27 protein-coding genes are annotated in these 24,613 nt (G+C 33.8%); 7 read left to right on the forward strand and 20 right to left on the reverse strand.

Going from position 1 to position 24,613, the window contains the following annotated elements; genetic code table 11:
* The first annotated feature begins 3 nt into the window (after window positions 1–3).
* The 5 genes from yhbY (at window position 4) to DWW68_RS01370 (ending at window position 4,567) form a co-directional block, all read left to right on the forward strand.
* Complete coding sequence (gene yhbY / locus DWW68_RS01350; RefSeq protein ID WP_021953044.1) at window positions 4–297, forward strand: ribosome assembly RNA-binding protein YhbY; 294 nt, start codon at window positions 4–6, stop codon at window positions 295–297.
* A gap of 15 nt (window positions 298–312) precedes the next feature.
* Entirely contained in the window at window positions 313–1,515 is a 1,203-nt protein-coding gene (nadD, locus tag DWW68_RS13670; protein WP_118588607.1) for a nicotinate-nucleotide adenylyltransferase, read from the forward strand.
* A 3-nt stretch (window positions 1,516–1,518) separates the two neighbouring features.
* Window positions 1,519–1,866, forward strand: a complete 348-nt coding sequence (rsfS, locus tag DWW68_RS01360) for a ribosome silencing factor (RefSeq protein WP_021953046.1) — start codon at window positions 1,519–1,521, stop codon at window positions 1,864–1,866.
* Window positions 1,867–1,880: 14 nt separating this feature from the next.
* The gene (locus tag DWW68_RS01365; RefSeq protein ID WP_118588608.1) at window positions 1,881–3,182 is read left to right on the forward strand and encodes an alpha-amylase family glycosyl hydrolase; all 1,302 of its coding nucleotides are present in this window, start codon (window positions 1,881–1,883) and stop codon (window positions 3,180–3,182) included.
* Window positions 3,183–3,310: 128 nt separating this feature from the next.
* Window positions 3,311–4,567 carry a GTP-binding protein gene (locus DWW68_RS01370; protein WP_118588609.1) on the forward strand — a complete coding sequence of 419 codons (1,257 nt, stop codon included), beginning with the start codon at window positions 3,311–3,313 and terminating at the stop codon, window positions 4,565–4,567.
* Between the two features lie 111 nt (window positions 4,568–4,678).
* Here DWW68_RS01370 and lexA read toward each other — a convergent pair whose 3' ends face one another.
* On the reverse strand, window positions 4,679–5,296 hold the full coding sequence (gene lexA, locus DWW68_RS01375; protein WP_021953049.1) for a transcriptional repressor LexA: 618 nt from the start codon (window positions 5,294–5,296) through the stop codon (window positions 4,679–4,681).
* Between the two features lie 216 nt (window positions 5,297–5,512).
* On the opposite strand from lexA, the gene DWW68_RS01380 reads away from it, so the two are divergent.
* Entirely contained in the window at window positions 5,513–5,890 is a 378-nt protein-coding gene (locus DWW68_RS01380; RefSeq protein WP_021953050.1) for a LysM peptidoglycan-binding domain-containing protein, read from the forward strand.
* 160 nt (window positions 5,891–6,050) lie between these two features.
* Here DWW68_RS01380 and DWW68_RS01385 read toward each other — a convergent pair whose 3' ends face one another.
* From DWW68_RS01385 to DWW68_RS01420, 8 genes are all read right to left on the reverse strand, one after another.
* Entirely contained in the window at window positions 6,051–7,106 is a 1,056-nt protein-coding gene (locus DWW68_RS01385) for a tyrosine-type recombinase/integrase (protein ID WP_118588611.1), read from the reverse strand.
* 15 nt (window positions 7,107–7,121) lie between these two features.
* Window positions 7,122–7,826, reverse strand: coding sequence for a tRNA 2-thiocytidine biosynthesis TtcA family protein (locus DWW68_RS01390; RefSeq protein WP_118588612.1), 705 nt, complete (start codon window positions 7,824–7,826; stop codon window positions 7,122–7,124).
* Between the two features lie 118 nt (window positions 7,827–7,944).
* Window positions 7,945–8,856 (reverse strand): RluA family pseudouridine synthase, encoded by a 912-nt coding sequence (locus tag DWW68_RS01395; protein ID WP_021953053.1) that lies wholly within the window; start codon window positions 8,854–8,856, stop codon window positions 7,945–7,947.
* A gap of 12 nt (window positions 8,857–8,868) precedes the next feature.
* Entirely contained in the window at window positions 8,869–9,408 is a 540-nt protein-coding gene (lspA, locus tag DWW68_RS01400; RefSeq protein ID WP_021953054.1) for a signal peptidase II, read from the reverse strand.
* Window positions 9,409–9,447: 39 nt separating this feature from the next.
* A complete protein-coding gene (locus DWW68_RS01405) occupies window positions 9,448–10,206 on the reverse strand; it encodes a YlmH/Sll1252 family protein (protein ID WP_118588613.1) in 759 nt (252 codons plus the stop codon).
* 2 nt (window positions 10,207–10,208) lie between these two features.
* Window positions 10,209–10,802 carry a cell division protein SepF gene (locus tag DWW68_RS01410; protein WP_347497791.1) on the reverse strand — a complete coding sequence of 198 codons (594 nt, stop codon included), beginning with the start codon at window positions 10,800–10,802 and terminating at the stop codon, window positions 10,209–10,211.
* Between the two features lie 24 nt (window positions 10,803–10,826).
* The gene (locus DWW68_RS01415; RefSeq protein WP_118588614.1) at window positions 10,827–11,519 is read right to left on the reverse strand and encodes a YggS family pyridoxal phosphate-dependent enzyme; all 693 of its coding nucleotides are present in this window, start codon (window positions 11,517–11,519) and stop codon (window positions 10,827–10,829) included.
* Between the two features lie 23 nt (window positions 11,520–11,542).
* Window positions 11,543–12,961 (reverse strand): HlyD family efflux transporter periplasmic adaptor subunit, encoded by a 1,419-nt coding sequence (locus tag DWW68_RS01420; protein ID WP_021953058.1) that lies wholly within the window; start codon window positions 12,959–12,961, stop codon window positions 11,543–11,545.
* Window positions 12,962–13,093: 132 nt separating this feature from the next.
* On the opposite strand from DWW68_RS01420, the gene DWW68_RS01425 reads away from it, so the two are divergent.
* A complete protein-coding gene (locus DWW68_RS01425; RefSeq protein ID WP_021953059.1) occupies window positions 13,094–13,309 on the forward strand; it encodes a DUF378 domain-containing protein in 216 nt (71 codons plus the stop codon).
* 113 nt (window positions 13,310–13,422) lie between these two features.
* On the opposite strand, the gene DWW68_RS01430 is transcribed toward DWW68_RS01425, so the two are convergent.
* The 11 genes from DWW68_RS01430 to miaA all read right to left on the reverse strand — a co-directional run bounded on the left by DWW68_RS01430 (window position 13,423) and on the right by miaA (window position 24,608).
* Window positions 13,423–13,821 carry a methylglyoxal synthase gene (locus DWW68_RS01430; protein WP_021953060.1) on the reverse strand — a complete coding sequence of 133 codons (399 nt, stop codon included), beginning with the start codon at window positions 13,819–13,821 and terminating at the stop codon, window positions 13,423–13,425.
* A gap of 104 nt (window positions 13,822–13,925) precedes the next feature.
* Window positions 13,926–15,074, reverse strand: a complete 1,149-nt coding sequence (locus DWW68_RS01435) for an FtsW/RodA/SpoVE family cell cycle protein (RefSeq protein WP_118588615.1) — start codon at window positions 15,072–15,074, stop codon at window positions 13,926–13,928.
* A 24-nt stretch (window positions 15,075–15,098) separates the two neighbouring features.
* On the reverse strand, window positions 15,099–15,344 hold the full coding sequence (gene minE, locus DWW68_RS01440) for a cell division topological specificity factor MinE (RefSeq protein ID WP_021953062.1): 246 nt from the start codon (window positions 15,342–15,344) through the stop codon (window positions 15,099–15,101).
* Complete coding sequence (gene minD / locus DWW68_RS01445; RefSeq protein ID WP_021953063.1) at window positions 15,341–16,138, reverse strand: septum site-determining protein MinD; 798 nt, start codon at window positions 16,136–16,138, stop codon at window positions 15,341–15,343. The genes minE and minD overlap by 4 nt, the downstream gene beginning before the upstream one ends.
* Window positions 16,139–16,205: 67 nt before the next feature.
* Window positions 16,206–19,043, reverse strand: a complete 2,838-nt coding sequence (locus tag DWW68_RS01450; RefSeq protein WP_118588616.1) for a penicillin-binding transpeptidase domain-containing protein — start codon at window positions 19,041–19,043, stop codon at window positions 16,206–16,208.
* Window positions 19,033–19,566 (reverse strand): rod shape-determining protein MreD, encoded by a 534-nt coding sequence (gene mreD / locus DWW68_RS01455; protein WP_118588617.1) that lies wholly within the window; start codon window positions 19,564–19,566, stop codon window positions 19,033–19,035. The genes DWW68_RS01450 and mreD overlap by 11 nt, the downstream gene beginning before the upstream one ends.
* Before the next feature lie 24 nt (window positions 19,567–19,590).
* Window positions 19,591–20,442: a rod shape-determining protein MreC gene (gene mreC, locus DWW68_RS01460; RefSeq protein ID WP_118588618.1), complete on the reverse strand. Its 852-nt coding sequence runs from the start codon at window positions 20,440–20,442 to the stop codon at window positions 19,591–19,593.
* A gap of 43 nt (window positions 20,443–20,485) precedes the next feature.
* Window positions 20,486–21,520, reverse strand: a complete 1,035-nt coding sequence (locus tag DWW68_RS01465; protein WP_118588619.1) for a rod shape-determining protein — start codon at window positions 21,518–21,520, stop codon at window positions 20,486–20,488.
* Between the two features lie 24 nt (window positions 21,521–21,544).
* Window positions 21,545–22,231: a DNA repair protein RadC gene (gene radC / locus DWW68_RS01470; RefSeq protein WP_118588620.1), complete on the reverse strand. Its 687-nt coding sequence runs from the start codon at window positions 22,229–22,231 to the stop codon at window positions 21,545–21,547.
* A 132-nt stretch (window positions 22,232–22,363) separates the two neighbouring features.
* Entirely contained in the window at window positions 22,364–23,656 is a 1,293-nt protein-coding gene (locus tag DWW68_RS01475; RefSeq protein ID WP_347497827.1) for a methionine gamma-lyase family protein, read from the reverse strand.
* Entirely contained in the window at window positions 23,652–24,608 is a 957-nt protein-coding gene (gene miaA, locus DWW68_RS01480; RefSeq protein WP_118588622.1) for a tRNA (adenosine(37)-N6)-dimethylallyltransferase MiaA, read from the reverse strand. Before miaA ends, DWW68_RS01475 begins: the two co-directional genes overlap by 5 nt.
* Window positions 24,609–24,613 lie beyond the last annotated feature (5 nt).

Below are 24,613 nucleotides of genomic sequence, written 5' to 3' on the forward strand. Positions count from 1 at the left end.
AAAATGAATAGTAAACAGCGAGCATATTTAAGAAAAATTTCAGCAATGGAACAGCCTATATTTCAGGTTGGTAAGTCCTCCGTAACACCGGAACTTACATCAGCCATTGATGAAGCCTTGGAAAAAAGAGAATTAATTAAAATAAACATATTAAAGAACTGCTTTGATGACTGCCATCAGGTTGCTCAGGTTTTAGCTGAAAGAACAAAGTCAGAAGTGGTTCATGTTATTGGTCGTAAAATTGTATTATACAGACCTGCAAAAGAAGAAAAGAACAGAAAAATCATTTTACCGTAATTAAAGGAGTGCGTAATGAAAGTCGGTATACTGGGAGGAACTTTTGATCCCATTCATAATGCTCATATTACAATTGCAAAAGAAGCGCTTAAGCAATTTAATCTTGATGAAATATTAATTATGCCAACTCCTTATCCTCCTCATAAGGATAAGAACAAAATAACAGGCAATTTTCACAGGGCAAATATGATTAAGCTTGCCATTGGTTCACTGGACAAAATCAGATTTTCCGATTTTGAGCTTAACAGTCATGATGTAACATATACAGCAGACACTCTTCATATGTTAAAGGAGCTTCACCCTGAAAATGAATATTATTTTATTATGGGAAGTGATTCCATTGCCTCTTTTAAAAGCTGGTACAGACCTGACGTTATATTAAAGTTTGCTAAGCTTATTGCCGTTAAGCGTGACGACGAAAGTTCAAAAAAAATGGATGTTAATATTTCTGAAATAGAGAAGGAGTACAATACTCATATTGGTATTCTTTCCATGCCTGCAGTTGATATTTCTTCAAGTTATATCCGCTGCAACAGTTATGAAGCCATAAAATCCATGGTCCCTGAACCTGTATACGAATATATTGTAGAAAATAATTTATACAACAACAATAACAATGTAAATAAGGCATGGTCCATTAATAAAATCAAGGAAGATTTGGAAAGTTTATTGAAACCTTCCCGTTTTAAACATATTTTAGGAGTTGCAGACACAGCCAAAACCATGGCGGAACATTTTAAGTTAAACCCTAACAAAGCTTATTTTGCAGGTATTCTTCATGATTGTGCCAAATACATGAGTGATTCTGAGCTTTTAAATATATGTTATGAAAACAATATAGAAGTATCTGATTCAGAAAAGAAAAAGCCTGATTTGTTACATGCTAAGGTAGGAGCTTTTATTGCCCAAAAGAAGTATAATATTACCGACCCTGAAATATTATCTGCCATCCGTTGGCATACTACAGGCAGGGAAGATATGACTGATTTGGAAAAAATAATTTTTTCAGCAGATTACATTGAACCGGGACGGACAAAGCAGCCTAATTTAGATTATTTAAGAAGCATTTCTTTAAAAAATTTAGATTTACTTGTGTATGACATATTAAAAGACACCATGGATTATTTACAGGTAAATTCAGCTGATTTAATTGATGATAACACAAGTAAAGCATATTCTTATTATAAAAATGCAATTAACGAAAATAAGGAGAATTAATACATGACCTCAAAGGAAATGGTAAAAATTGCCTATAATGCAATTGATGATAAAAAAGGAATGGATATTTCCATAATTGATATTTCGGAAATTTCAGTTTTGGCTGATTATTTTATAATAGCCGGTGGAAGTAATATTAACCAGATAAAAGCCATAGCTGACAATGTTGTTGAGCAATTAGGTAAAGAAGATGTTCACCCAAAAAGCATTGAGGGATATAATAATGCCAACTGGATTTTAATGGATTATAAGGATATTGTAGTTCATGTATTTAATCAGGACGACAGACTATTCTATGATTTGGAAAGAATCTGGCGGGATGGCAAAACCGTTAATATAAACGAACTTTAGGAGATGAGATATAAATGTGGGCATATGAGAGTGTATTTTATCAGATTTATCCCTTAGGATTTTGCGGTGCACCCTTTGAAAATGACGGAGTTTTAACCCATCGTATTACAAAGGTTGCCTCATGGATTCCCCATATCAAAGAAATAGGTGCCAATGCCATTTATTTTTCACCTATATTTGAATCTGATACTCACGGATACAATACAAGAGATTATAAGCAATTAGACGTAAGATTAGGGGATAATTCCGATTTTAAGGAATTGTGCAGTCAGTTGCACTCCAACGGAATAAAAGTAGTTATTGACGGCGTTTTTAATCATGTAGGACGTGGTTTTCCGCCATTTATGGATGTGATAAAGAACCGGGAAAACTCACCTTATTTTCATTGGTTTAATATTGATCTTAACGGGAATTCAAACTACAATGACGGTTTATGGTACGAAGGCTGGGAAGGCAATTATGACCTTGTAAAACTTAATCTTTACAACAACGATGTAGTAGAATATCTTTTAGATGCCGTAACCTTCTGGATAAAAGAGTTTGACATTGACGGAATACGTCTTGATGTAGCATATTGTCTTGATTTTGACTTCTTAAGAAGATTAAGAAAACATGTTGATAGTCTTAAAGATGATTTCTTTTTAGTAGGAGAAATGCTTCACGGAGATTATAACCAGCGCATGAATCCTGAAATGCTTAACAGTGCCACTAATTATGAATGCTACAAGGGACTTTATTCCAGCTTTAACAGCATGAATATGTTTGAAATTAATCATTCACTCCTTCGTCAGTTTGGGCCGGAGAACTGGACTCTTTACAAAGGAAAACACTTGTTGTCATTTGTAGATAACCACGATGTTACAAGAGTGGCAAGTATTCTTTCCAACGAAAATCATCTGCCGCTTATTTATGCACTTTTATTTGGCATGCCTGGTATTCCTTGTATCTATTATGGAAGCGAGTGGGGTGAAAGGGCAGATAAAAATCAGGGAGATCCTGCTTTAAGACCAAGCTTTGATAAACCTGTTTTCAATGAATTAAGTGCCTATATTGCAAAATTATCCCACATAAAAAAGAGTCAGCAGGCATTAAATTATGGAGATTTTACATCAGTTGTTCTTACAAACAGACAATGTATATTTAAACGAAGCTGTAATGGTGAAAATATTTATGTGGCAATTAATGCAGATGAGAACAGTTTCAGCTGTTCCTTTAATTCAGAAAAAGACACTTTTACAGATTTGATTTCAGGTAATAATATAGCTGTAAAACCTGATTTTGAAATGAAAGGTTACACAGCCTATATTTTAAAATAGATATTTAACATTTACTTAACATTATATGTATATTTTTGTATTACCATATAATGGTTTAAGAGGATTATATCTTTGCAGCATACTGCAATATTATATAAATAAATTATTAACGAAGGGAAGTAGATAATATGGAAAAGACAGCAAGAAAATTAGTTCCTGTCACATTACTTACAGGCTACCTAGGAGCCGGCAAAACAACATTACTTAACCAGGTTCTTTCAAATCAGAAGGGATATAAGGTTGCTGTTATTGTAAATGATATTGGCGAGGTAAACATTGATGCCTCATTAATTGCCAAGGGCGGACAGGTTACCCAGAAAGATGACAATTTAGTTCCACTGCAAAACGGTTGTATTTGCTGTACTTTAAAAGTTGATCTTATTAATCAGATTGTTGATTTAATTGGTTCAGGAAAGTTTGACTATATTTTAATTGAAGCCAGTGGTATTTGCGAACCAATTCCTATAGCTCAATCCATTACGATGTTAGACGGTTCTTATGACAAGAGAGCAAAAATTGCCCGCTTAGACAATATTGTTTCAGTAGTTGACGTTGCAAGGATGGCAGATGAGTTTGGTTGTGGTGAAAATCTTGTAAAAGATGACATAGATGATGAAGATATTGAAAATCTTTTAATTCAGCAGATTGAATTTTGTAACACCATTATTTTAAATAAAGTTGATACAGTTACACCTGAACAGCTTGCCAAGGTTAAGGCAATTATCAGAAAGCTTCAGCCAAAAGCTGTTATGTTTGAAACAACATACGGACAGATTGACGTTGATGAAATTCTTAACACTAACAGATTTGATTTTGAAGATGCAAGTATGTCTGCCGGCTGGATTCAGGAATTAGATTCATACGATTACAGTGAGGAAGATGAACGCCGCAAGCACCATGAGGAAGTGGAGGAACATGATGAGCATGAACACGATGAGCATCATCATGACGAGCATGATCACGACCATGACGAACACGGTCACCACCATCATCACCATCACGGAGAGGGTGAAACGGAAGAGTACGGCATCGGCTCATTCGTTTACTACAGAAGAACTCCTTTTGAAAAGGAAAAATTTGAGGACTGGCTTGACAATATGCCAAAAACAATTATAAGAAGTAAAGGTCTCATCTGGGCAGCTGAAGATAACAATAATGCTTATCTTTTTGAGCAGGCAGGAAAGCAGTGCAACATTTCCAATGCAGGTCAGTGGGTTGCTACAGCTCCTAAAAAGGTTCGTCAGAAAATGATGCAGGAAGACCCTACACTTATAGATGATTGGGATGAAAAAGTAGGAGACAGAATGATTAAATTGGTATTTATCGGTCATGATATGGATAAAGAAGGTATCATTGATTCTCTTGATAAATGTCTTGCCTACTAATTTCAAAATTAAATAGAACAGCAAAAATCCGGTATTAAGCAGAAATGTTTAACACCGGATTTTTTATGAATAAGAGCTCATTAATCTCAATAATAAATTAACCATCTAATTTTACATAATATTTCTTCTATAAAGTGCATGTGCCCTTCCAACAATAATACAGTCATTCACAATAATAGGATCCATGTTGTCATTTTCAGGTTGAAGTCTGATATATCCGTTTTCCTTGTAAAAACGCTTAACTGTAACAGAATCATCTATTAAAGCCACAACGATATCTCCGTTCTTAGCAGTATCAGTTTTTTCTATAATAAGATAATCTCCCTCTAAAAAACCTACATTAATCATACTGTCTCCATGAACCTCTAATATGTATGTCTCTGCATTAGGCAAAAACTCTGTAGGTATGGCAAAATAATCCTTAATATTCTCCACAGCAAGCAGTGGTTCTCCGGCAGCCACCCGTCCTATAACAGGTATATTGGTCATTTCCCTTCTGGACAATCCAAATTCATCATCTATAATTTCAATTGCCCTTGGCTTAGTAGGGTCTCTTCTGATATAGCCCTTTTCCTCTAAACTGTTAAGATGAGCATGAACAGAAGAAGTAGACTTTAAGGATACCTTCTCGCATATTTCCCTAACAGTAGGAGGATATCCCTTTAACAAAATTTCATCTTTTATATAATCTAATATCTGTTGCTGTTTTGGTGTAATCTTTCCAGCCATAAAAAAAATCTCCTTTTCATATTTGTAAGTCCCGTTTAATGTACTTAATATATGTTAATATTATCATATATGAAAAGAAAAGGCAATAACAAAATCGAACAAATATTCGAAAATGTTGTTGACAAACATTTGTTCTGGTGATATTATATCAATACAAGATACGAACAAATGTTCACTACTTTTTATAAATACAATTATTCGACGGAGGATTTACATATGAAAGAATCAATGAATTACAACAGAAGGGAAGTTGTTGCACAACAGAAACGTACCCGCATTGCTGAATTAAAGAAGAGAATTATTTTATCCTGTAGCTTTATTGCATTATTGGCAGTAGCTGTTGTTACAGCCATTAGTTTCGTTAACGTAAACGCAACTGTACAGGGAGATAACCCTTCATACAAATATTACACCAGCTATGAAGTTCAGCCTGGAGATACATTAACATCCATAGCACAGAAATACACTGCCAATAGCAATGTTTCTGTTCCTGAATACATATCTGAGGTAAAGAAAAACAATGAACTTTCCTCTGATAACATTACAGCCGGAAACTACATTGTTATTTCATATTATTCTAATGAATATAAATAATCTTTTTATTTATATATTTTTGTTTCTGTGGTAGTAGAATAAGTTATCCATATGTTATTTTACATCCACATTATAATACCGGGAAGGATGTTTATCCCTTCCGGTATTATTTCCCCAAATACAAACTAAATTATTTTCTTCTTAAAATTAGTCTTTTCTTTTAATCTTTTCTTAACTTGACGGCATTTCTTGCCTTACGGCGTCGTTCGTCTTCAATAGCTGCATAGTGTTTTCTGGTTGTATTTACATCCTTATGTCCTAAAACATCTGCAACCAAATATATATCTCCCGTTTCCTTATATAAAGATGTACCATATGTGCTCCGAAGCTTATGAGGAGTTATTTTCTTTAAATTAGTAATTAAGGAAGAATATTTTTTTACCAAATTTTCCACTGAACGCACACTCATACGTTTTTTCTGTAGAGAGAGGAATAGTGCATTTTCATGGCCTGTTACAGCAATAATATGCTTTCTTTCCTCTATATAATCAAGTAAAGCTTCCTCAACCTCCCTGCCGAAGTATACAACAGTTTCGTTTCCGCCTTTTCGCCTGATTTTAATTCCTGAATTTTTAAAATCAACATCTCCAATATCTATTCCCACACATTCAGAAACACGAATACCTGTACCTAACATCAATGTTAAAATTGCCACATCACGAATCTTTGTTTTTTCATGGAAATACTTTTGATTATCCGTTAATTTATCCCCTGTTTCCACCTCATCTAAAAGATTGCCTACCTCATCTGCATCAAGTCGTACAATCTCTTTTTCGTGGATTTTTGGCATATCAACAATAGAAGCAGGATTAGTGCTTATTTTTTCTTTTTTATAAAAGAATTTATATAAGGTTCTAAGACAACCTAATTTTCTTTTAATTCCACATTCTTTGTTAGTGTGTTCCTTACCATCTGAATCTATATAAAACTTAAGATAATCCAAATATTCTTCAATATCAGTAGCTGTAACCTTATCTAACACATCAAGGGTTATATCATGAATATTAACATTCTTTAATTTCGGATTATTTGATTTTAAGTAATTAAAAAATACTGATAAATCATATCCATAGGCAATTCTTGTCCTAGAAGAAGTAGTAGGCTCAATTCCTCTAAAAAACTCCCCACAAAACGCTGGAAGACTTTTAAGCAACTCCCTAAGTTTTAAATTATTATCTACAATAACCTGATCATGATAATTTCTTTGTGTAGCCATTGTTCCTCCTGAAATCTAATCAAAACCGCCATTTAAAACAGCAGTAAAAAGTCTGTCTTTGCAATTAGGATTTTCCCTGTTTAACTGACGGACTAGAGTTTTAATATATTCCCTTTTAGTATGACCGTCCACCGGACATGGATTTTTAGCCACCGGAAGATTATATTTATTGGCGAAACCAATCACATCCATCTCCGAAACATACATCATTGGACGTATAACATTAAGCCCCATACGGTCAAGATATGTAACAGGATTAAAGCAGTGGAAGCGCCCTTCATAAATCAGTGACATAAGCATTGTTTCAATCATGTCATCTCTGTGATGGGCATATGCCACCTTATTACATCCCATTTTCTTTGCCACATCATTAAGAGAACCCTTGCGCATTTTGGCACAAAGAGAGCAGGGATTAGATTCCTTTCGCTTATGAAATACAATATCACCAATTTCCGTGTCAATTATTTTACATTCCACATCTAAATTCTTACAAAAATCTTTTATAAGATTAAAGTCCTGATTTTCGAATCCTAAATTAACCGTCAAAGCCACAATATCAAACTTTTTAGGATAAAATTTTCTTAAACCACTTAATGCATATAAAAGTGCCAGGCTGTCTTTGCCACCTGATACACCAACAGCAATTTTATCACCGTCATCAACCATAGAATAATCATCCATGGCACGTCTTACATAACTATATAATTTCTGAAGCTTCATAAATTACCTCACCAAAAGCAAAAATAGTACTAAAAATTTTTTTCTTACTTTTTCAATTATTATAATACAACTATTCGCAAAACACAAGTTTAACGAATAAAGATATAACAAAAAAGTGCTATGAAAGCACTTTCTCAATAAGATTAATCATATATTCCGGTATTGGAGCCTCAAACTCCATATATTCCTTTGTTGTAGGATGTACAAAACCTATAACCCTTGCATGTAAACATTGTCCTTGAAGCTTATATGGGCATTTATTATGGTTATAAATGCTGTCACCTAATAAAGGATGATTTATACTTGCCATATGAACTCTTATCTGATGTGTACGTCCTGTTTCTAACTGAAATTCCATAAAGGCATATTTATCTAATTGCTTTAAAACCTTATAATGGGTAACTGCCGGCTTTCCGTTTTTTTCATTAATGCACATTTGTTTCCGATTATTTGGATGACGGCCAATTGGTGCATCTATAACGCCTTCAGTTTCATCAAATCTGCCTTGGACAATCCCTACATATTTTCGTGTAATGGAATGAACCTTAAGCTGTTGTGAAATAAAATTATGGCTGTAATCATTTTTACATATTATAAGTGCGCCTGTAGTATCTTTATCGATTCTATGAACAATCCCCGGCCTTAAGACTCCATTAATACCGGATAAATTATCTTTACAATGAAACATTAAAGCATTAACTAATGTTCCTGTGTAATGTCCCGGTGCAGGATGTACAACCATGCCCTTAGGCTTGTTTACAATTAAAACATCATCATCTTCATATAAAATATCCAAAGGGATATCCTCGGCTTTAATGCTGGCAAATATCGGTTCCGGAATATCAACGGATATAACATCACCTAATTTAAGTTTATAATTAGATTTACATTCCCGGCCATTCACTAAAATATTTTTATCATCTATAAGTTTTTGTACATATGACCTGGAAGTATCCTGTAGTGCCTTGCCTAAAAACTTATCAATTCTCTTTCCCTGGGTCTCTTCATTGATGCATATCTTTTCACACATTATCTGCTTCTCCTATCTGCTGTCATTTCTTTTTAAAGAAATAATATTGTTAAAATCATCTTCGCTTATAATAAAAGCGCACATAACAATAATAATGAAACATGAAACTGTAACATAAATATCTGCAACATTAAATATTGGGAAATTAATCAGCTTAAAATATATAAAATCTATTACATACTGGTGTAAAACGCGGTCAATCAAATTGCCAACCGCCCCTGCCATAAGTGTTGCAAAAACATAATTTAGAGCCACAAGTTTTGTGCTTTTATCAGATCGCATTAATCTGAAAATATTTGACATAATTTTTACAATAAATGCAATTGCCACTAAAGTAAAAATTACAAATAAAAAAGTCTTTCCAGACAACATTCCCCATGCTGCACCTGTATTTCCACCATCCAAATAATGAAAACACAAAACATCTTTAATTATATTAAATTCATTTTTGCCTTTTAAGCTGATTGCAGCCCAATACTTGGTTATCTGGTCGAATATAATCAAAATCATCTCAAATAAGGCAATTTTAAGCCAGTATTTATATTTGTTCATTGCTGAAACGTCCTTTCAATTTAATCTGAAAATATAATTTTAAACATAAAGGTCTATGGATATAAGATTTCTTCCTTTTTTAGTTTCCTTTAACACCCTGTTGAAAACGAAACGGCCTAACCCTCTTACGGAAATAATATCATTTTCCTTAATACTGTAACCGTTAGATGTTATTAATTTTCCATTAACAAACACCTTGCCGTTTTCGATATAGACAATAATACTGTTTCTGGACATATTAAAAGCCGTGGATATAACGCTGTCTAGCCTTACATTGGAAATGGTACCTGTTATATTCTTTAATGTAGGTTTAATATCCACGCTGTTATTAACCGGTAAAACCTCATTATCAATAAAAGTATGTTTGACCTTTGTGAGATTCTCACTTATATATTCTGCAATATCTGACATACAGTAAATATATGCAATGTTATCCTTTATAAAAATATCACCTATTTTACTTCTTACAATTCCTAAATTTAAAATAGCACCTAAATAATCCCTGTGAGTAAGATTGTCAGCATATTTGGAATTCTTTGGTGCAATTTTTATTATGGAAACTGGAATTTCCTCCTGATAATATATCTCCATTGGAGAAAATATGGCAATTTTTCTTTCTGCATAATTATTACCCCCTGTAAGGTTAATTCTAACAGGAGGTAATTTATTTTTCACTGATTCTAATATATTTATTTCATTTATGTTTAAAAACTCGGTGTTGGTATATATATTTCTATTAAATGCCACATCTGCAAGCTCATTAAACCTGTTTATTAGAAAATGTTCTTCTTTATTCAAATCTATTCACCGTAATAACTTCTCCTGGATTCATAGGATGCTGAATTGTAATCACTAGTTCTGTCACTGATACTGTCTGCGAAATCCCCTGTAATGTCAACAGAGCTTGGAGTTACTAAATATATGTACCCACTAATCTTTTGAAGATTTCCTCTTATGGCATAACATCCGCCACTGACAGAATCAACTATACGCTGTGCCAGTTCTAAACGCATTCCTTCTAAGTTAAGTACCACTGACTTTCCATCTAATAATGTATCGATAATATCCTTTGTTTCCTCATAAGCTGTCGGCTTAATAACACATACTTCCATATCACTGTTACTTCTCATTGGTACTACCTTGCTGCTTCTTGTACTTCTTCCACTATTTCTTGCGGAAGATGTTGAACGGGTAGTTCTTGTTCTTGAAGGTGTAGGTGACGGTGCTGATTCAAAGTCATCATCCCTTACCACTCTTTCACGTTTTTTCTTTACTACCGGCTCTGCTTCCTCTGCATTATCCTCTTCGTAATCATCATAGAAATCATCATCGTAATCATCTTCATAATCCACGGTGAAAATATTTTTAAATTTATCCCCAAATTTTGACATCATTCTCTCCTATATCTATCATTAAATTTATATATTATAATTTCTCTCACCAAATATTCCGGTTCCAACTCTAACCATGGTAGCACCTTCTTCCACAGCCACCATATAGTCACCTGTCATTCCCATTGAAAGAACATCCATACTAACATTATCAATGTTTTTATCTCTTATGTCAACTGATAATTTCTTAATTTCCCTAAAGTATTCTCTGTTACTTTCAGGATCCTCCGTATATGGTGCAATTGTCATAAGCCCTTTAATTCTTACATGTTCAAATTTTGCAATTTTTCTTATAAGTTCTTCTGTCTCCTTTGCATTTATGCCAAATTTGCTTTCCTCCTGAGCTATATTTACTTCCACTAATATATCACAAACCTGATTATGTTTAGCAAACTCTTTTTCAATCTGTTCTGCTAATCTTAAAGAATCAACAGAGTGAACAAGATACGTTTTACCAACTAAATATTTAACTTTATTTCTCTGTAAATGACCTATCATGTGCCATCTGATATTTTTCGGTAAAACATCATATTTATCGCATAATTCCTGGACCTTATTTTCCCCGTAATCTAATGTCCCTGACAAAAGAGCTTCTTCTATGGCAGAAACCGGTTTGGTTTTACTTACTGCAATAAGGGTTACCTCTTCAGGATTTCTTCCTGCCTTTTCACATGCCTTAACAATATTTTCTCTTACCTTGCTGATATTTTCATTTATCATTTCTTTTCACCTTCCTGTTATATCTATTGGTAAATAACCTGATTTTCCGTCACCTTAGATGCATCTAATACAATCCGGTCATAAATCTTCAGGCTATAATCCATAATCTTAATAATGTTATATTCATCTGTGCTGTCTAAAATAGATACCACGGTAAAAACAGTATAACCATTGTTTATATTATAGGCACCCATAAACTTTCTGGTATGACCTATAACATATGTTTCGTGGGAGTCAGGCTTCGTAATAACTTCTCCGTCATTAAAATACAACCTGGATACATAATAATTCTCATCATCTGCATATGCAATAGGAGGATAATATATCTTAGATTCTCCCTTGTTTCTGTCACTGCTTTGAACGTTAAAGCCTACATTATTGTCATTCTTTCCCTTTGTACTGTATTTTGCCGGAATAACATACAAATCATTTGATACGATAGATGACTTTGGCACCTTATATCCGTTTTTTGGAGTATTGACAATTTCAATATCAATATATCTGTCTGTAGCATATCTAACAACATATTTTGAAAGAGTAATTACTCCATAATATTTTTTATCAGTGCCTCTGACTACCTTGATGTTGGCAGTGGTATTTAAACCGTCTTTTAAAAATTTTATTTTTATATTGGCATAATCAGACTTTCTTTCCTTTGCCTCTTTTTTGTATTCACGGGCAGTCTTTTTAGTCAACTGAACTGCTATGCTCCATTCATCGGAATTGATGGTTTTGTAAACCGGTGCGCCTTTTTCTATTTTATCTCCTGACGAAAATAAAGCTGAATTATATAATGATTTATCAAACATTGATGCCTTTAGTTTTTTTGACGTTAACGTTTCAAAATCATCAACCCTGTAAAGAACAATTCCTGTAGCAGCTGACTTTTCTATGGCAAAATTTCCACCGTTTTTCTTTGCTAACTGTTGTAACGAGTTCATATTAAGCAAGTCCACAATGGAACCCTTTAATGTACTTTTAAAATCATAAACATCAGAAAAATCCATGTCGTCATAATTGTTGCTATAATCATACAGCAAATTGGAAATCGTCTGCATGTTTTCATCTGTCATATTAGAGTAATCCTCTCCTGCCTTTGACAGTAGCTGATTTAAATTTCCTGTGGAATCAATACTATACAAGGTGGAATTTTTTGAAACACGGGAGCCTTCCCTGATAAAATAATCAACATAACCTGTCTGATTAGCATATTCAATTATTTCATTTCTCATTGCTATACCAACGTAGGAAGTGTTAATTCCCTTTGCATTTGACCCTGTAACAACCTCATAATATTTTGTTTTTTCTGTTGTAAAGTAAATAACAGCATTTATCAATATGTAAACAAGTATAAGACCAAATACAACTATTCCTATATTTATGCTAATAGGTGAGTTAAATTTAACTACCTTTTTTTTTCTTTTTCTTTTTTGCTTTTCCATTATGTTTCTCCTAAAATTCAACTTTCATTATCTAATATTCTTATTACTAAGTCAATATTTTAAAACATTTTTAAATGTATTATTTTTTTTATTTTGGAAAAAATAATAGCAGTCATTAAAGGAGGTAAATACATGAAATCTAAAGGTTTTGATTATTTTGTACTGACACTTGTTATTATCGGTGCCATTAACTGGGGACTAATCGGCTTTTTTAAGTTTGACCTTGTAGCTTTTCTCTTTGGTCAGATGACATGGCTTTCAAGAATTGTATATGCCATAGTTGGAATATCCGGCTTGTATACCATTAGTCTTTTTGGCAGAGTATGCTCTTTTGGCGAAAACAGATAATATTTCTTAAGTGTTTTAAACATACTTTATAAGCTTATAAGACAAACAGTAATAAAACATCCATATACTATAGTTTAAATCTATAATATATGGATGTTTTATTTAAATATTTACTAATTTTTGTAAATTTCACGCCACTCTAAATCTCCTCTGTTAAGTGATTTAATCAGTAGCTCTGCAGTTGCAATATTTGTTGCTAAAGGAATATTATGCATATCACACAGTCTGACTGCCTTGTGAATATCAGGCTCATGTGATTTTGGGTTAAAAGGATCACGAAGAAAAATAAGCAAATCCAAATCGTTCTGCTCTATCTGGGAGCACATTTGCTGTTCTCCTCCTAAGTGACCTGCTAAATATTTATAAACTGATAAGTTGGCAGCTTCCTCAATAAGTCTGCCTGTAGTTCCTGTGGCAAACAATGAGTGCTGACATAAAATTCCTCTATACGCAATACAAAAATTCTGCATTAATTTCTTTTTTGAATCATGTGCTATTAATCCGATGTTCATATTATCCTCCATTCCATAAGAATAGTATACCTAAATATTTCCAAAACTTCCACAAAAATTATGTTAAATTTAAAATTTTTCAAAAAAATTTGTTTATTTGATTCTTAAACTCTTGCTTTCGTCCGTTGTAATCCAATATTTAGAACTATTCCCACACCAATATACATACTAAGAAGCGATGTAAGACCATAACTTACAAAAGGCAGGGTCACACCTGTATTAGGCAATAAGAATGTAGCAACTGCAATATTTACAAAGGATTGAATTGCAGTCAACACCCCAAATCCGAAACAAAACAGTTTTCCGGAAAACGTGGGGGCTCTGGAGCCTGTTATAAAACACTCAAGAACAATCATAAATAACAAAAGAATTACTGCAGCCGCTCCAACAAATCCCAGCTCTTCACCTACTATTGTAAAAATAAAGTCTGTATGGGACTCTGAAAGGAGTTTACCGTTTTTAACTGATGTTACCGTATTATTATATAATCCCTTTCCTGTTAAACCACCTGAACCAATTGCCAAAAGGGAATTTTCCTGCTGATATCGTATCTTTTTGGCTGTTTCATTATCGTCCTGGAAGAAACCTACAATACGGTTATACTGATATTCACTTAATATTTTCTTTCCTGTATCCGGCTGAACAACAAAATATCCGAAAATACAAAATACCGGTATTGCAATTACAATAACTGCAGTTACAATTTTATGGTTAATTCCTGATAAAAACAATATAGCTGCCATGGTTACTGCTATTACAATAGTTGTTGATAAGTCGGGCTGTGCCAATATAAGTACCATTGGAGCGCCTAAAAACAAAACTGCACCACCTAATGTTTTAAAGGTATCAAGGGTTTCACGCCTTTTATAAAGGTACGTGGCAATAAATATTATTAAAAATATTTTTGTAATTTCCGACGGCTGAAACTCTGTAAAGCCTAAATTAATCCATCTTTTAGCACCTTTATTTACAGTACCAACTGCCAGTACCAAAAGAAGCAGGATACATGTAACAAGGTATATGGCCCAGTAAAACTTGAAAATTAATTTATAGCTAATAAATGATAATACCAAAATCGCTATTAATCCCAGCGCCAGACCTACTATCTGTTTAGTTTGAAAATTCTCCCCTTCAGTAGCACTACCTATACATAAAATTCCAATGACTGTAATAGAAATAACATATATAAGTAATCTAAAATTAAAATTAGATAATTTGTAACTTTTTATTGTATTTCGTATTTTTCTAAACATTAACTGTAACCTCAATTATAATTGTTAAATTTTAATTTCCTTAATTGGTATATTAGCCATAAGACACGGTCCTTTTTCATGCTGTATCTCTATATGGCAGTTTTCTACATCGATGTCTATGTACTTTGTTATTACTTTTATTATATCATTCTTAATAGCCTCTGTGGTATCAGGATTACATCCTAATCTGTCAGTAACTAATAAAATCTGTAGTCTCTCTCTTGCAACTTTGCCTGAACGTTTTCTATAGAATAACCTACTAAAAATCATCTGGACTCCCCCCTGCTAAAAATATTTCTGATAAACCAAAAAGAAATTCTGCTTTCTGTTTTATCTTCTGTTCCTCTTACTCCACAGAGTTTTTCAGCAATTTTTGTTATGGACTTTCCTGAAACCGTGTTTAAGTCAACCACAGCCTCACCTCTGTTTGTGGCAATAACAACATTTATGTCATCATTTACACATCCGATAATTTCAGTACCTAATATATCCACCACATCTTCACTGGACATCATATCTCCACGTCTGATAAGCTCCGGACGTAATTTATTTACCAAAAGATATATAGGCTCAATTCCATCTTTTTCCAAAAGTCCGATAATACGGTCTGCATCCCTTATGGATGAAACCTCCGGGGTAGTAACTACAATAGCCTTTGTAGCGCCTGCTATGGCATTCTTAAAGCCCTGTTCAATTCCTGCGGGGCAGTCGATAATAACATAGTCAAACTCTTCCTTTAAACAGGCTGTAAGCTCTATCATCTGCTCCCTTGTAACTGCATCCTTGTCCCTTGACTGGGCACTGGGCAGCAGATAAAGATTGCTATGTTTTCTGTCCTTTATTATTGCCTGTTTCAGCCTGCAATTGCCTTCAATAACGTCTACGAGATTGTATACAATGTAATTTTCAAGTCCCATAACAACATCTAGATTTCTAAGTCCAATGTCTGTATCAATGGCTAAAACACTGTTCCCCATTTTTGCCAGGGCAATACTTAAATTTGCGGTAATTGTTGTTTTTCCAACACCGCCTTTACCTGATGTAACAACTATTACTTCTCCCATTTCTTCCTCCTAAAATAAAATAATATACTATCTTTTGTATTTTATTCAGGAGTCATAACCTAGGCTTTTAATCCTGGGTTACATTATTAGAATCATCCTTTTTAACATTCTTCTTAACATCCTTATCAGTAATTTCACCATAATAATACTGAATAACGTTCTTTGCAAGCTCTGCAGAGTCATGGGATGAGTTACCAAAAGGAATAATAACAGATGTTGCTATTTCCGGATTATCATATGGAGCATATGCAACAAACAAAGCATGGGAATTACGCTTCTTGTTTTCCTGCGCCGTACCTGACTTACCTGCAATATTAATTTTTGTATCTTTAAAATATTTATAAACAGTACCTTCAGTAATAACTTCACGCATTCCTGTATGAATTGCGTCCCATGTACTACCAGAAGCATCTACTGTATTTGTAAGCTTTGACTTCTTTTTAAGGACGGTTTTACCTTTAGATGAAACCACCTTGTCTAACAATGTAAGAGAGTAATTCTTTCCACCATTAGCAATTGTTGAAACATATCTTGCCAGCTGCACCGGTGTATAAGCATTACTACCCTGTCCGATAGCTGAATGGACAGCACTTTCCGTTGAAAAATGCGGATCTCTTTCAGTAATTTCCACACCTGACTTCATATCAAGTCCTAAAACCTTGGCATATTTTTCTATTTTACTAAGACCTAAGGCACTATCATAGTTACCCTTACTGTTAGTTCCCAATCTGTATCCCATTTCATAGAAGAAATAGTTACATGACTGCGCCAGTGCCTGCATAACATTTATACTACCGTGAGTTGCACCGCCACCTGAGGTAAATATCCAACATTTAGGTGATGGAGTGATTTTCTTAAACTCACCTTCATCCACAACAGTATCGCCCTGAGAAATAATCCCTTCTTCCATGGCTGTCATTGTTGTACACATTTTAAATGTTGAACCCGGTGCGGAGGCTCCCTGGGTTGCACGGTTATAAAGAGGTTCTGACTGATCATCTACTAACTTAGCCCAATAATCAGGATCCACTGAACCGGAAAGCATATTGTTATCATAGCTTGGATAAGTAACCAATGCCCTAACCTTTCCTGTTGACGGGTCAGTTATTACTACTGAACCGGAACACGGATCTAATGCCAGCTGTGCCGGTGTAATATTTAACTTCTGAATCTGATTTATAATAAATGTATAAGTATAATATGTGTCATATGTTGAAAGTCTGCTGTATGTTGCTTCATCCTTCTTTAAAACTCCCTGATCATATAAAAGCATACATACTTCGCTACCGGAAATAGTTCCGTCAAATATGCGATAATATACAACTTCCTTACCAAAGGACGTATTTTTCATTAAATCAGAAATAATATACTTTGTAATTAAATCATAAGTCTCCTCTGTTGATAAATAAGAATCCTTTACATCTAAATTATCAAGACTAATCCAGTTTTGTTTAATTGCATATCTTATAAACTCATTCATGCTGATTTTTCCGTCAACATATTTATTGTAGGTTTCGTCTTTTGTGTCAATAACAGATGTAAGAAGTATTCCGTCATTCTTTAATAAATCATATATATAATCGTAATACTTCTGATATTCCTTACTTAAATCATTATAAACCTTGCCATTTTTTGAGTTTAACTGCTGTTTTAATTCTGCAACAGCCACTTTAACACTGTCCTTATATTTACTGTAAACCCTGTTCTCATTAGGTGTACTTTTCTTTGCTAAATGCTTAATACTTACAACATTATTAGTCATTAACTGGGCATAAACCTTCTTAACTGAAATGTTGTGTATTTTCTCGTCAGTTTCCTGATCTTCATCTATGTCATAATTTTGAATTTCTGATATAAGGATAGATGCTATCCTTTTTTCAAGCATAGTATAAACAGCTTTCTGAAGCTTAGAATCAATGGTAAGATATACATCTTTTCCTGCTTTTGAATCTTTCTTAGAAATAGTGCTAAGTTTCTTACCTGTATTATCTACAAATATTTTTTCTTCGCCATGTTTTCCCTGAAGATACTTTTCAAAAGAAGATTCGATTCCCGCCTTTCCCACAATATCACTGGAAGTATATGTTTTACCTTTTTTATCATATTCTTCAATCTGGGTATCGGAAATAGTTCCTGTGTATCCTAAAATTGGTGCAAAATATTCACTGTCATTGTATTTTCTTACAGTTTTTTCCTCTACCATAACACCTGTTAAATCTGCCTCATTTTCATAAATGGCAGCAACAGTTTTTTCATTAATGTCCTTTGCAATGGTTACACCAACATACTTCTGATAAGAATTGGCAAAAACATTGTATCTGATGGACAAAATCTTAAGAAGCATTTCGTCATCAACATCTAACTTAACCTCAAAAAATACATTTTTAAGGTGAGAAATAAGTTCCCCTGCAGATGCATTGGAAAAATCCCTATCCTTATATTTCATCTTTTCTCCGAATATATTTTTAAGAAAAAGCTTCTTTGCAGCATCTGAAGAGAAATTCTCTTTCCACTTTCCATCCTGATCTAAGATTATAGGGAAATCCACAATAACCTTATCGCCATACTTTTCTATAACATTAATTGCCTTGTAAACAATGTCATTCATAAGCTGGTTCTTTTCATTAGAACTGTCAAGCTTATCTTCCATTCTTACCGTATATGCTAATTCATCATAAGCTAAAACTTTTCCGTTAACATCATATATCTTTCCACGGGTTCCCTGAGTGTAAACAGTTCTCTCTGCCTGCTGGATATATGTACTCATATAGTAATTTTCATTTACAATCTGTAAATCAAATACTCTGTACAGCAAAGTTGAAAACAAAGCGATAATGATTAAACTTACAATGAATATTCTTGATTTAATTATTTTAGATACCGTATATAAAAAATCACCTATCAAAACTTAATTTATTCTCCTGTTTTTGTGTTAATACTTTTTCGTTTAATAAATAAAATAACTTGTAAACTATAAGGGTTACAAATGTGGTAATAATCATTTCCGGAAAGAAAATGTTCCAGAAATAATATGAGAAATCCAACTTGTTTCTCAACAGCAGTCTAAATGTATAACAGCCCATATTGTATGCAAAATCACCGGAAAACACCAGCAATAAAGGCATAAATACGTGGTCACTGTAAAACATTTTCTTAAACAAACCACCGAAAAATCCTACATACATGTATATAAGGGCATATAAACCTATTACATCTCCAAAAAATATGTCTACTAACAGTCCGCAAAACAATCCTGTTACACTTCCGTAATTACAGCCCCTCATAAATCCAAATATGCATGTTGTAATTAAAAGCAGATTTGGAGTTGCCACGCTTCTGTAATTTAACAATGAAAAAGAACTTTGCAGGGCAAATGACAATGTAATAATTCCACCTGTTATTAATATTTTAATTATTCTATGTTTCATAATTATTTCCTACAATACCATTAATTAATCTTTCAATTCCTCTTTAAGTTGCTTAATTACCAAAACTTCACTTATATGTTCAAAATCCACAACAGGTTTCATCTGACCTGACTGGGTAAGCCCACTGGCATCCTTGGATATTTTTGTAAGATACCCTACTAAGATGTTTGGAAGAAACTTATCACTAATTTGTGATGTGACAACCATATCTCCCTCAGCTATTTTTGCATCCTTAGATACCTCTGTGATATTCATAACGTTATCTTCCATAAGTTTTAAATCACCACTGGCAATTCCTGTATCTGAAGTATTGGCAAAGGAAACGCTTACACTACTTTCATCATTAATTATGGAACGTACCTTTGCATAGTTTTTTCCAACATCATAAACAATACCTACAAGACCACCTCCACTTATAACATTCATATCCACCTGAATACCGTCATCTGAACCTCTGTTAATAATAAAGATGTCAAAAAGATTTCCCGTATCCTTTCCAATGACATTAGCAGCCACTTTTTCATATTGTGAATAATCCTCATCTAGTTTTAAAAGTTCCCTAAGTCTTGTAAGTTCATATTTGTTCTGGGCTAAAAGGCTGTTTTCCTGAGTAAGCTCATCCACCTGTTTTTTTAGCTTGGAATTACTGCTTTTTAACTCTTTTACTGTTTTTAAAAGCTCTTCCTTGTCAGTAATCCATCCGCCAATGTTATTAATTCCTGCTTGAAGAGGAACTACAGCCACACCGGCTACAGCTTTAAAAGGTTTTGAAAAACCTGAAAAAGCAAATGACAAAATAAGGGACGCAATACATACTAACGTCAGAACAAATATTAAAATCTTTGGTTTCACACTAAATTTTGATTGTCTTTTCATTGTTTCATCCTATATATAATAATAAAAATTGTAACTGTAACTGTTAAAATGAGCTTTCTCTTGGCTCATACATAAGTTTCCTGTATCTTGAATCAGACATAATAATTGATATGCCTCTTATAACTGAATCCTCTGCATTTTCAACTGTATTAACCTTAAGATCTGTCTCCTTTGCAATGAGTTTATCTAAATTTTTAATTGAAGAAGATCCTCCTGTAAGGAAAATACCTGTATCTATAATATCTGCTGACAATTCAGGCGGTGTTCTCTCTAAAAGATTCTTAATGGAATCTGTAATATCATCAAAGAACTGCTTAATTGCCTCATATATGGTGTCCTTAGAAACTCCACGTTCAGAAGGAAGACCAGTAATAACATTTCTTCCATAAACATATAAAATGTCATCACCCTCCTCTTCATTATCTTCATCATACATGGCATCTGATAATGTTTTCTTAATCTGTTCGGCAGTTTTTAAACCAATTAAAATATTGTATTTACGCTTTACCACATCACAAATCATCTGATCAAGTCTGTTGCCACCTAATTTTATAATTCGGCTTACAACAATTCCACCTAATGAAATAACTGATATTTCCGTAGTGTCAGCTCCAATATTAATAATCATGTTACCTCTGGCACTGGTCATGTCAATACCAAGACCTACGGCATCTGCTATAGGCTTCTCCACTATTTTGATTTCTCTTGCCTTTATGTCTGATTTGGCAACAACATCATAGAAAGCTCTTTTTTCAACTTCCGTAATATCTGCCGGAACAGCTATACAGAATCTTCCCATTTTGCTGCCTCTAGGTCCTGTCATTTTCTTATAAAACTGTTCAAAAAGCATTTTCATGCTTTTCAAATCTGCTATAACCCCGTATTTAATAGGGAAAATAACCTGAATATTTTCAGGTGCCTTCTCATACATTTTATAGGCTTCATCGCCAATTTCAAATAAAATGTCCTTATTCTTAATGGCAATAATATTTTTTTCATTTAAAGTGGTTCTAGTAATTCCATTATATATTTTTATATTACTTGTACCAAAATCAATACCAAAAACACTACGACTCATAGTATATCCCTTCAAGTTAAATTTCTATATAACTTTCAATTCCCTTAAACTTGAGAATTTATTATCTCCAATAATGATATGGTCTAAAAGCCTTATTCCTACCATATCGCCTGCTTCTTTTATCTTTTTTGTACTTCTAATATCATCCCTGCTGGGTGTAGGTTCACCGCTGGGATGATTATGCACCAGCACAATATTTACTGCATTACATTTTAGTGCTTCCACAAAAATTTCCCGCTGGGAAATCATGGACCTGTCAATGGTTCCCTTTGTAATCTCCTTACTTTTAATCAGCTTACATTTAGTATCAAGAAACATAACATGTAAAGTTTCCTGTTCTAAATGTCTTAGCCTTTCCATGTAATATCCGGCGATTTTCTTCGGTGAATCATACTTCACATTATCCACAAAAGGCATTGACGCAATTCTCTTTGCCAGTTCACCAATACATAAAATCTGAACTGCCTTTACCCTTCCCACACCTTTAATGTGTAAAAGCTCTTCCTTTGTAGTATGCATTATTTTCAGGAGATTAGTACCATCTCCCTGCTGCGTAATAATTTCTTTTGCCAAATCATATGCACTGCTTCCCTTAACTCCCGTCCTTAAAATAACAGACAAAAGTTCACAGTCTGACAATGTTTCAGGGCCATTTTCAAAACACTTCTCATATGGTCGCTCACTTCTTGGCATATCTTTAATTTTATTCATATCTTCCTTTCTTCATCTCCAGGTACAAAGTAAAATATAAATAAATTTAGAACTCAAAGCATATGATATTGTAACACAATAAAAATTATGTGTATACGTTTTTTACAATAAAAGGCAAATAATAACAAAAACTTATACTAAATGAATTAATTCGTCATCTACCATATTCTGGAATGCCTTAAGTATGCCAAGCTTTGCATGCTGCCATGTAAGGCCACCCTGAAAATACACTGCGTAAGGCGGTTTTATAGGTCCGTCTGCACTAAGTTCAATAGATGATCCGGAAACAAATGCTCCGGCGGCCATTATAACCGGTGCATCATATCCTGGCATATCCCAAGGTTCCGGTGTAAGATAGCTATCCACAGGTGCAGCAGCCTGTATTCCTTTGCAAAAGGCAATTACTGCCTCAGGCTTACCAAATTCTATAGCCTGAATAATGTCATGTCTGCTTTCTTTTCCGTCAGGTATTACCTTAAATCCGAATTTTTCAAATAAATTTGCCGCAAAAATGGCTCCTTTTAAAGCTGATGCCACAACTGTAGGTGCTAAAAACAAGCCCTGATAAAATGAAGTCATAACTCCAAGATTAGCTCCAACTTCCTTTCCCAGTCCCGGTGTTGTAAGTCTGTAGGCACAATTTTCCACGCAGTCCTTTGTTCCGCATATATATCCACCTATTGGAGCAAGTCCTCCTCCGGGATTTTTTATTAATGAGCCAACCACCATATCTGCCCCTACATCAGAAGGCTCTATGGTTTCCACAAACTCACCGTAACAATTATCAACCATTACAATTATATCCGGGTTAATGCTTTTTACAAAAGAAACTGCTTCACCTATTTTTTTTACTGACAGTGTAGGTCGTGTGGCATATCCCTTTGACCGTTGTATTCCAACTAATTTAACATCAGAGGTAAGCTTATTTTTTATTCCGTCAAAATCAAAATCTCCGTTATCAAGTAAATCCACCTGATCGTATGTAACTCCATACTCCCTTAAGCTTCCCTTTGATTCCCTTATTCCAATTACCTCTTCTAAAGTATCATAAGGCTTACCAGAAATATAAACCATTTTATCTCCGGGTCTTAAGTTAGCGGAAAGTGCCAGACCTAATGCATGAGTTCCACAGGTTATCTGTGGTCTTACCAAAGCATCTTCCGTGTGAAAAATATCTGCATATACCTTTTCTAAAGTATCCCTTCCTAAATCATTATATCCATATCCGGTAGTCTGGGCAAAATGTGCCTCTGATACCTGATTTTTCTGCATGGAATTAACCACCTTCAACTGATTGTACTCTGCAATTATGTCTATTTCTTGAAATCTTTGTTTCAAAGCATCTGTAATTTTAACTGAATAATTATACACATCCTCTGAAATGCCGAAGTTTTTATACATTTCCTTAATGTCTGCCATTTTAATCCTCTTTTCTTATTATGTTTCTTTTTTCCAAAATCATAAGCATTTCATCTAAAACCTTCTGTCTGTTATATGCAAACTCATTAATATTTATCATGGTAACATCTCTTTCCCTCCTAAACCATGTCAATTGCCTTTTAGCAAAATGCCTTGTATTTAATTTTATCTGATAAATGGCATCTTCAAGGCTTATGTTTCCATTTACACATTGTGCCATTTCCTTGTATCCGATTCCCTGCATGGAGGTTAAATCTTCACTATATCCTAAATCAAGAATACCCTTTACTTCATCGTAAAGACCTTCTTTAATCATATTGTCTACTCTGTTATTTATTCTGAAATAAAGGGCATCCCTGTCATCATTTAAAACAAAATAAACAAAATCGTATGGTGATTCATTTTCATGCTGCTGTTCATTATGCTCTGACATACGTTTTCCTGTTTCATAAAAATACTCTAATGCTCTTATTACACGTTTTAAATTGTTATAATGAATATTGTCAGCAGAAACCGGGTCAATGCTTCTTAGCATGTTATGAATATACTGATTTCCTTTTTGTGCTGCAAGTTCCTCAAATTCTTTTCTGTATTCATGTTCATTTCCTGTTTCATCAAATTTTATATCATACAGAACAGATTGAATATAAAATCCCGTTCCTCCCACAATAATGGGAATCTTTCCCCGCTTATATATGTCATCCATACACTCCTTTGCCATTTGCTGGAATGTATGAACGTTAAACTCCTCATCGGGATTTAATACATCAATAAGATGGTGCTTTATTCCCTTAGTTTCCGACGGTAAAACCTTCGCAGAGCCTATATTCATATATCTGTATACCTGTATTGAGTCAGCACTTATAATTTCACCATTAACCTTATTAGCTAAGTCAATGGCTAATTCTGTCTTCCCTACAGCTGTGGGACCTGTAACAATAATAAGTTTCTTCTTCATTGCTA

This window comes from Eubacterium sp. AF16-48, from assembly GCF_003479405.1.
Lineage (GTDB): Bacteria > Bacillota > Clostridia > Lachnospirales > Lachnospiraceae > Eubacterium_G > Eubacterium_G segne.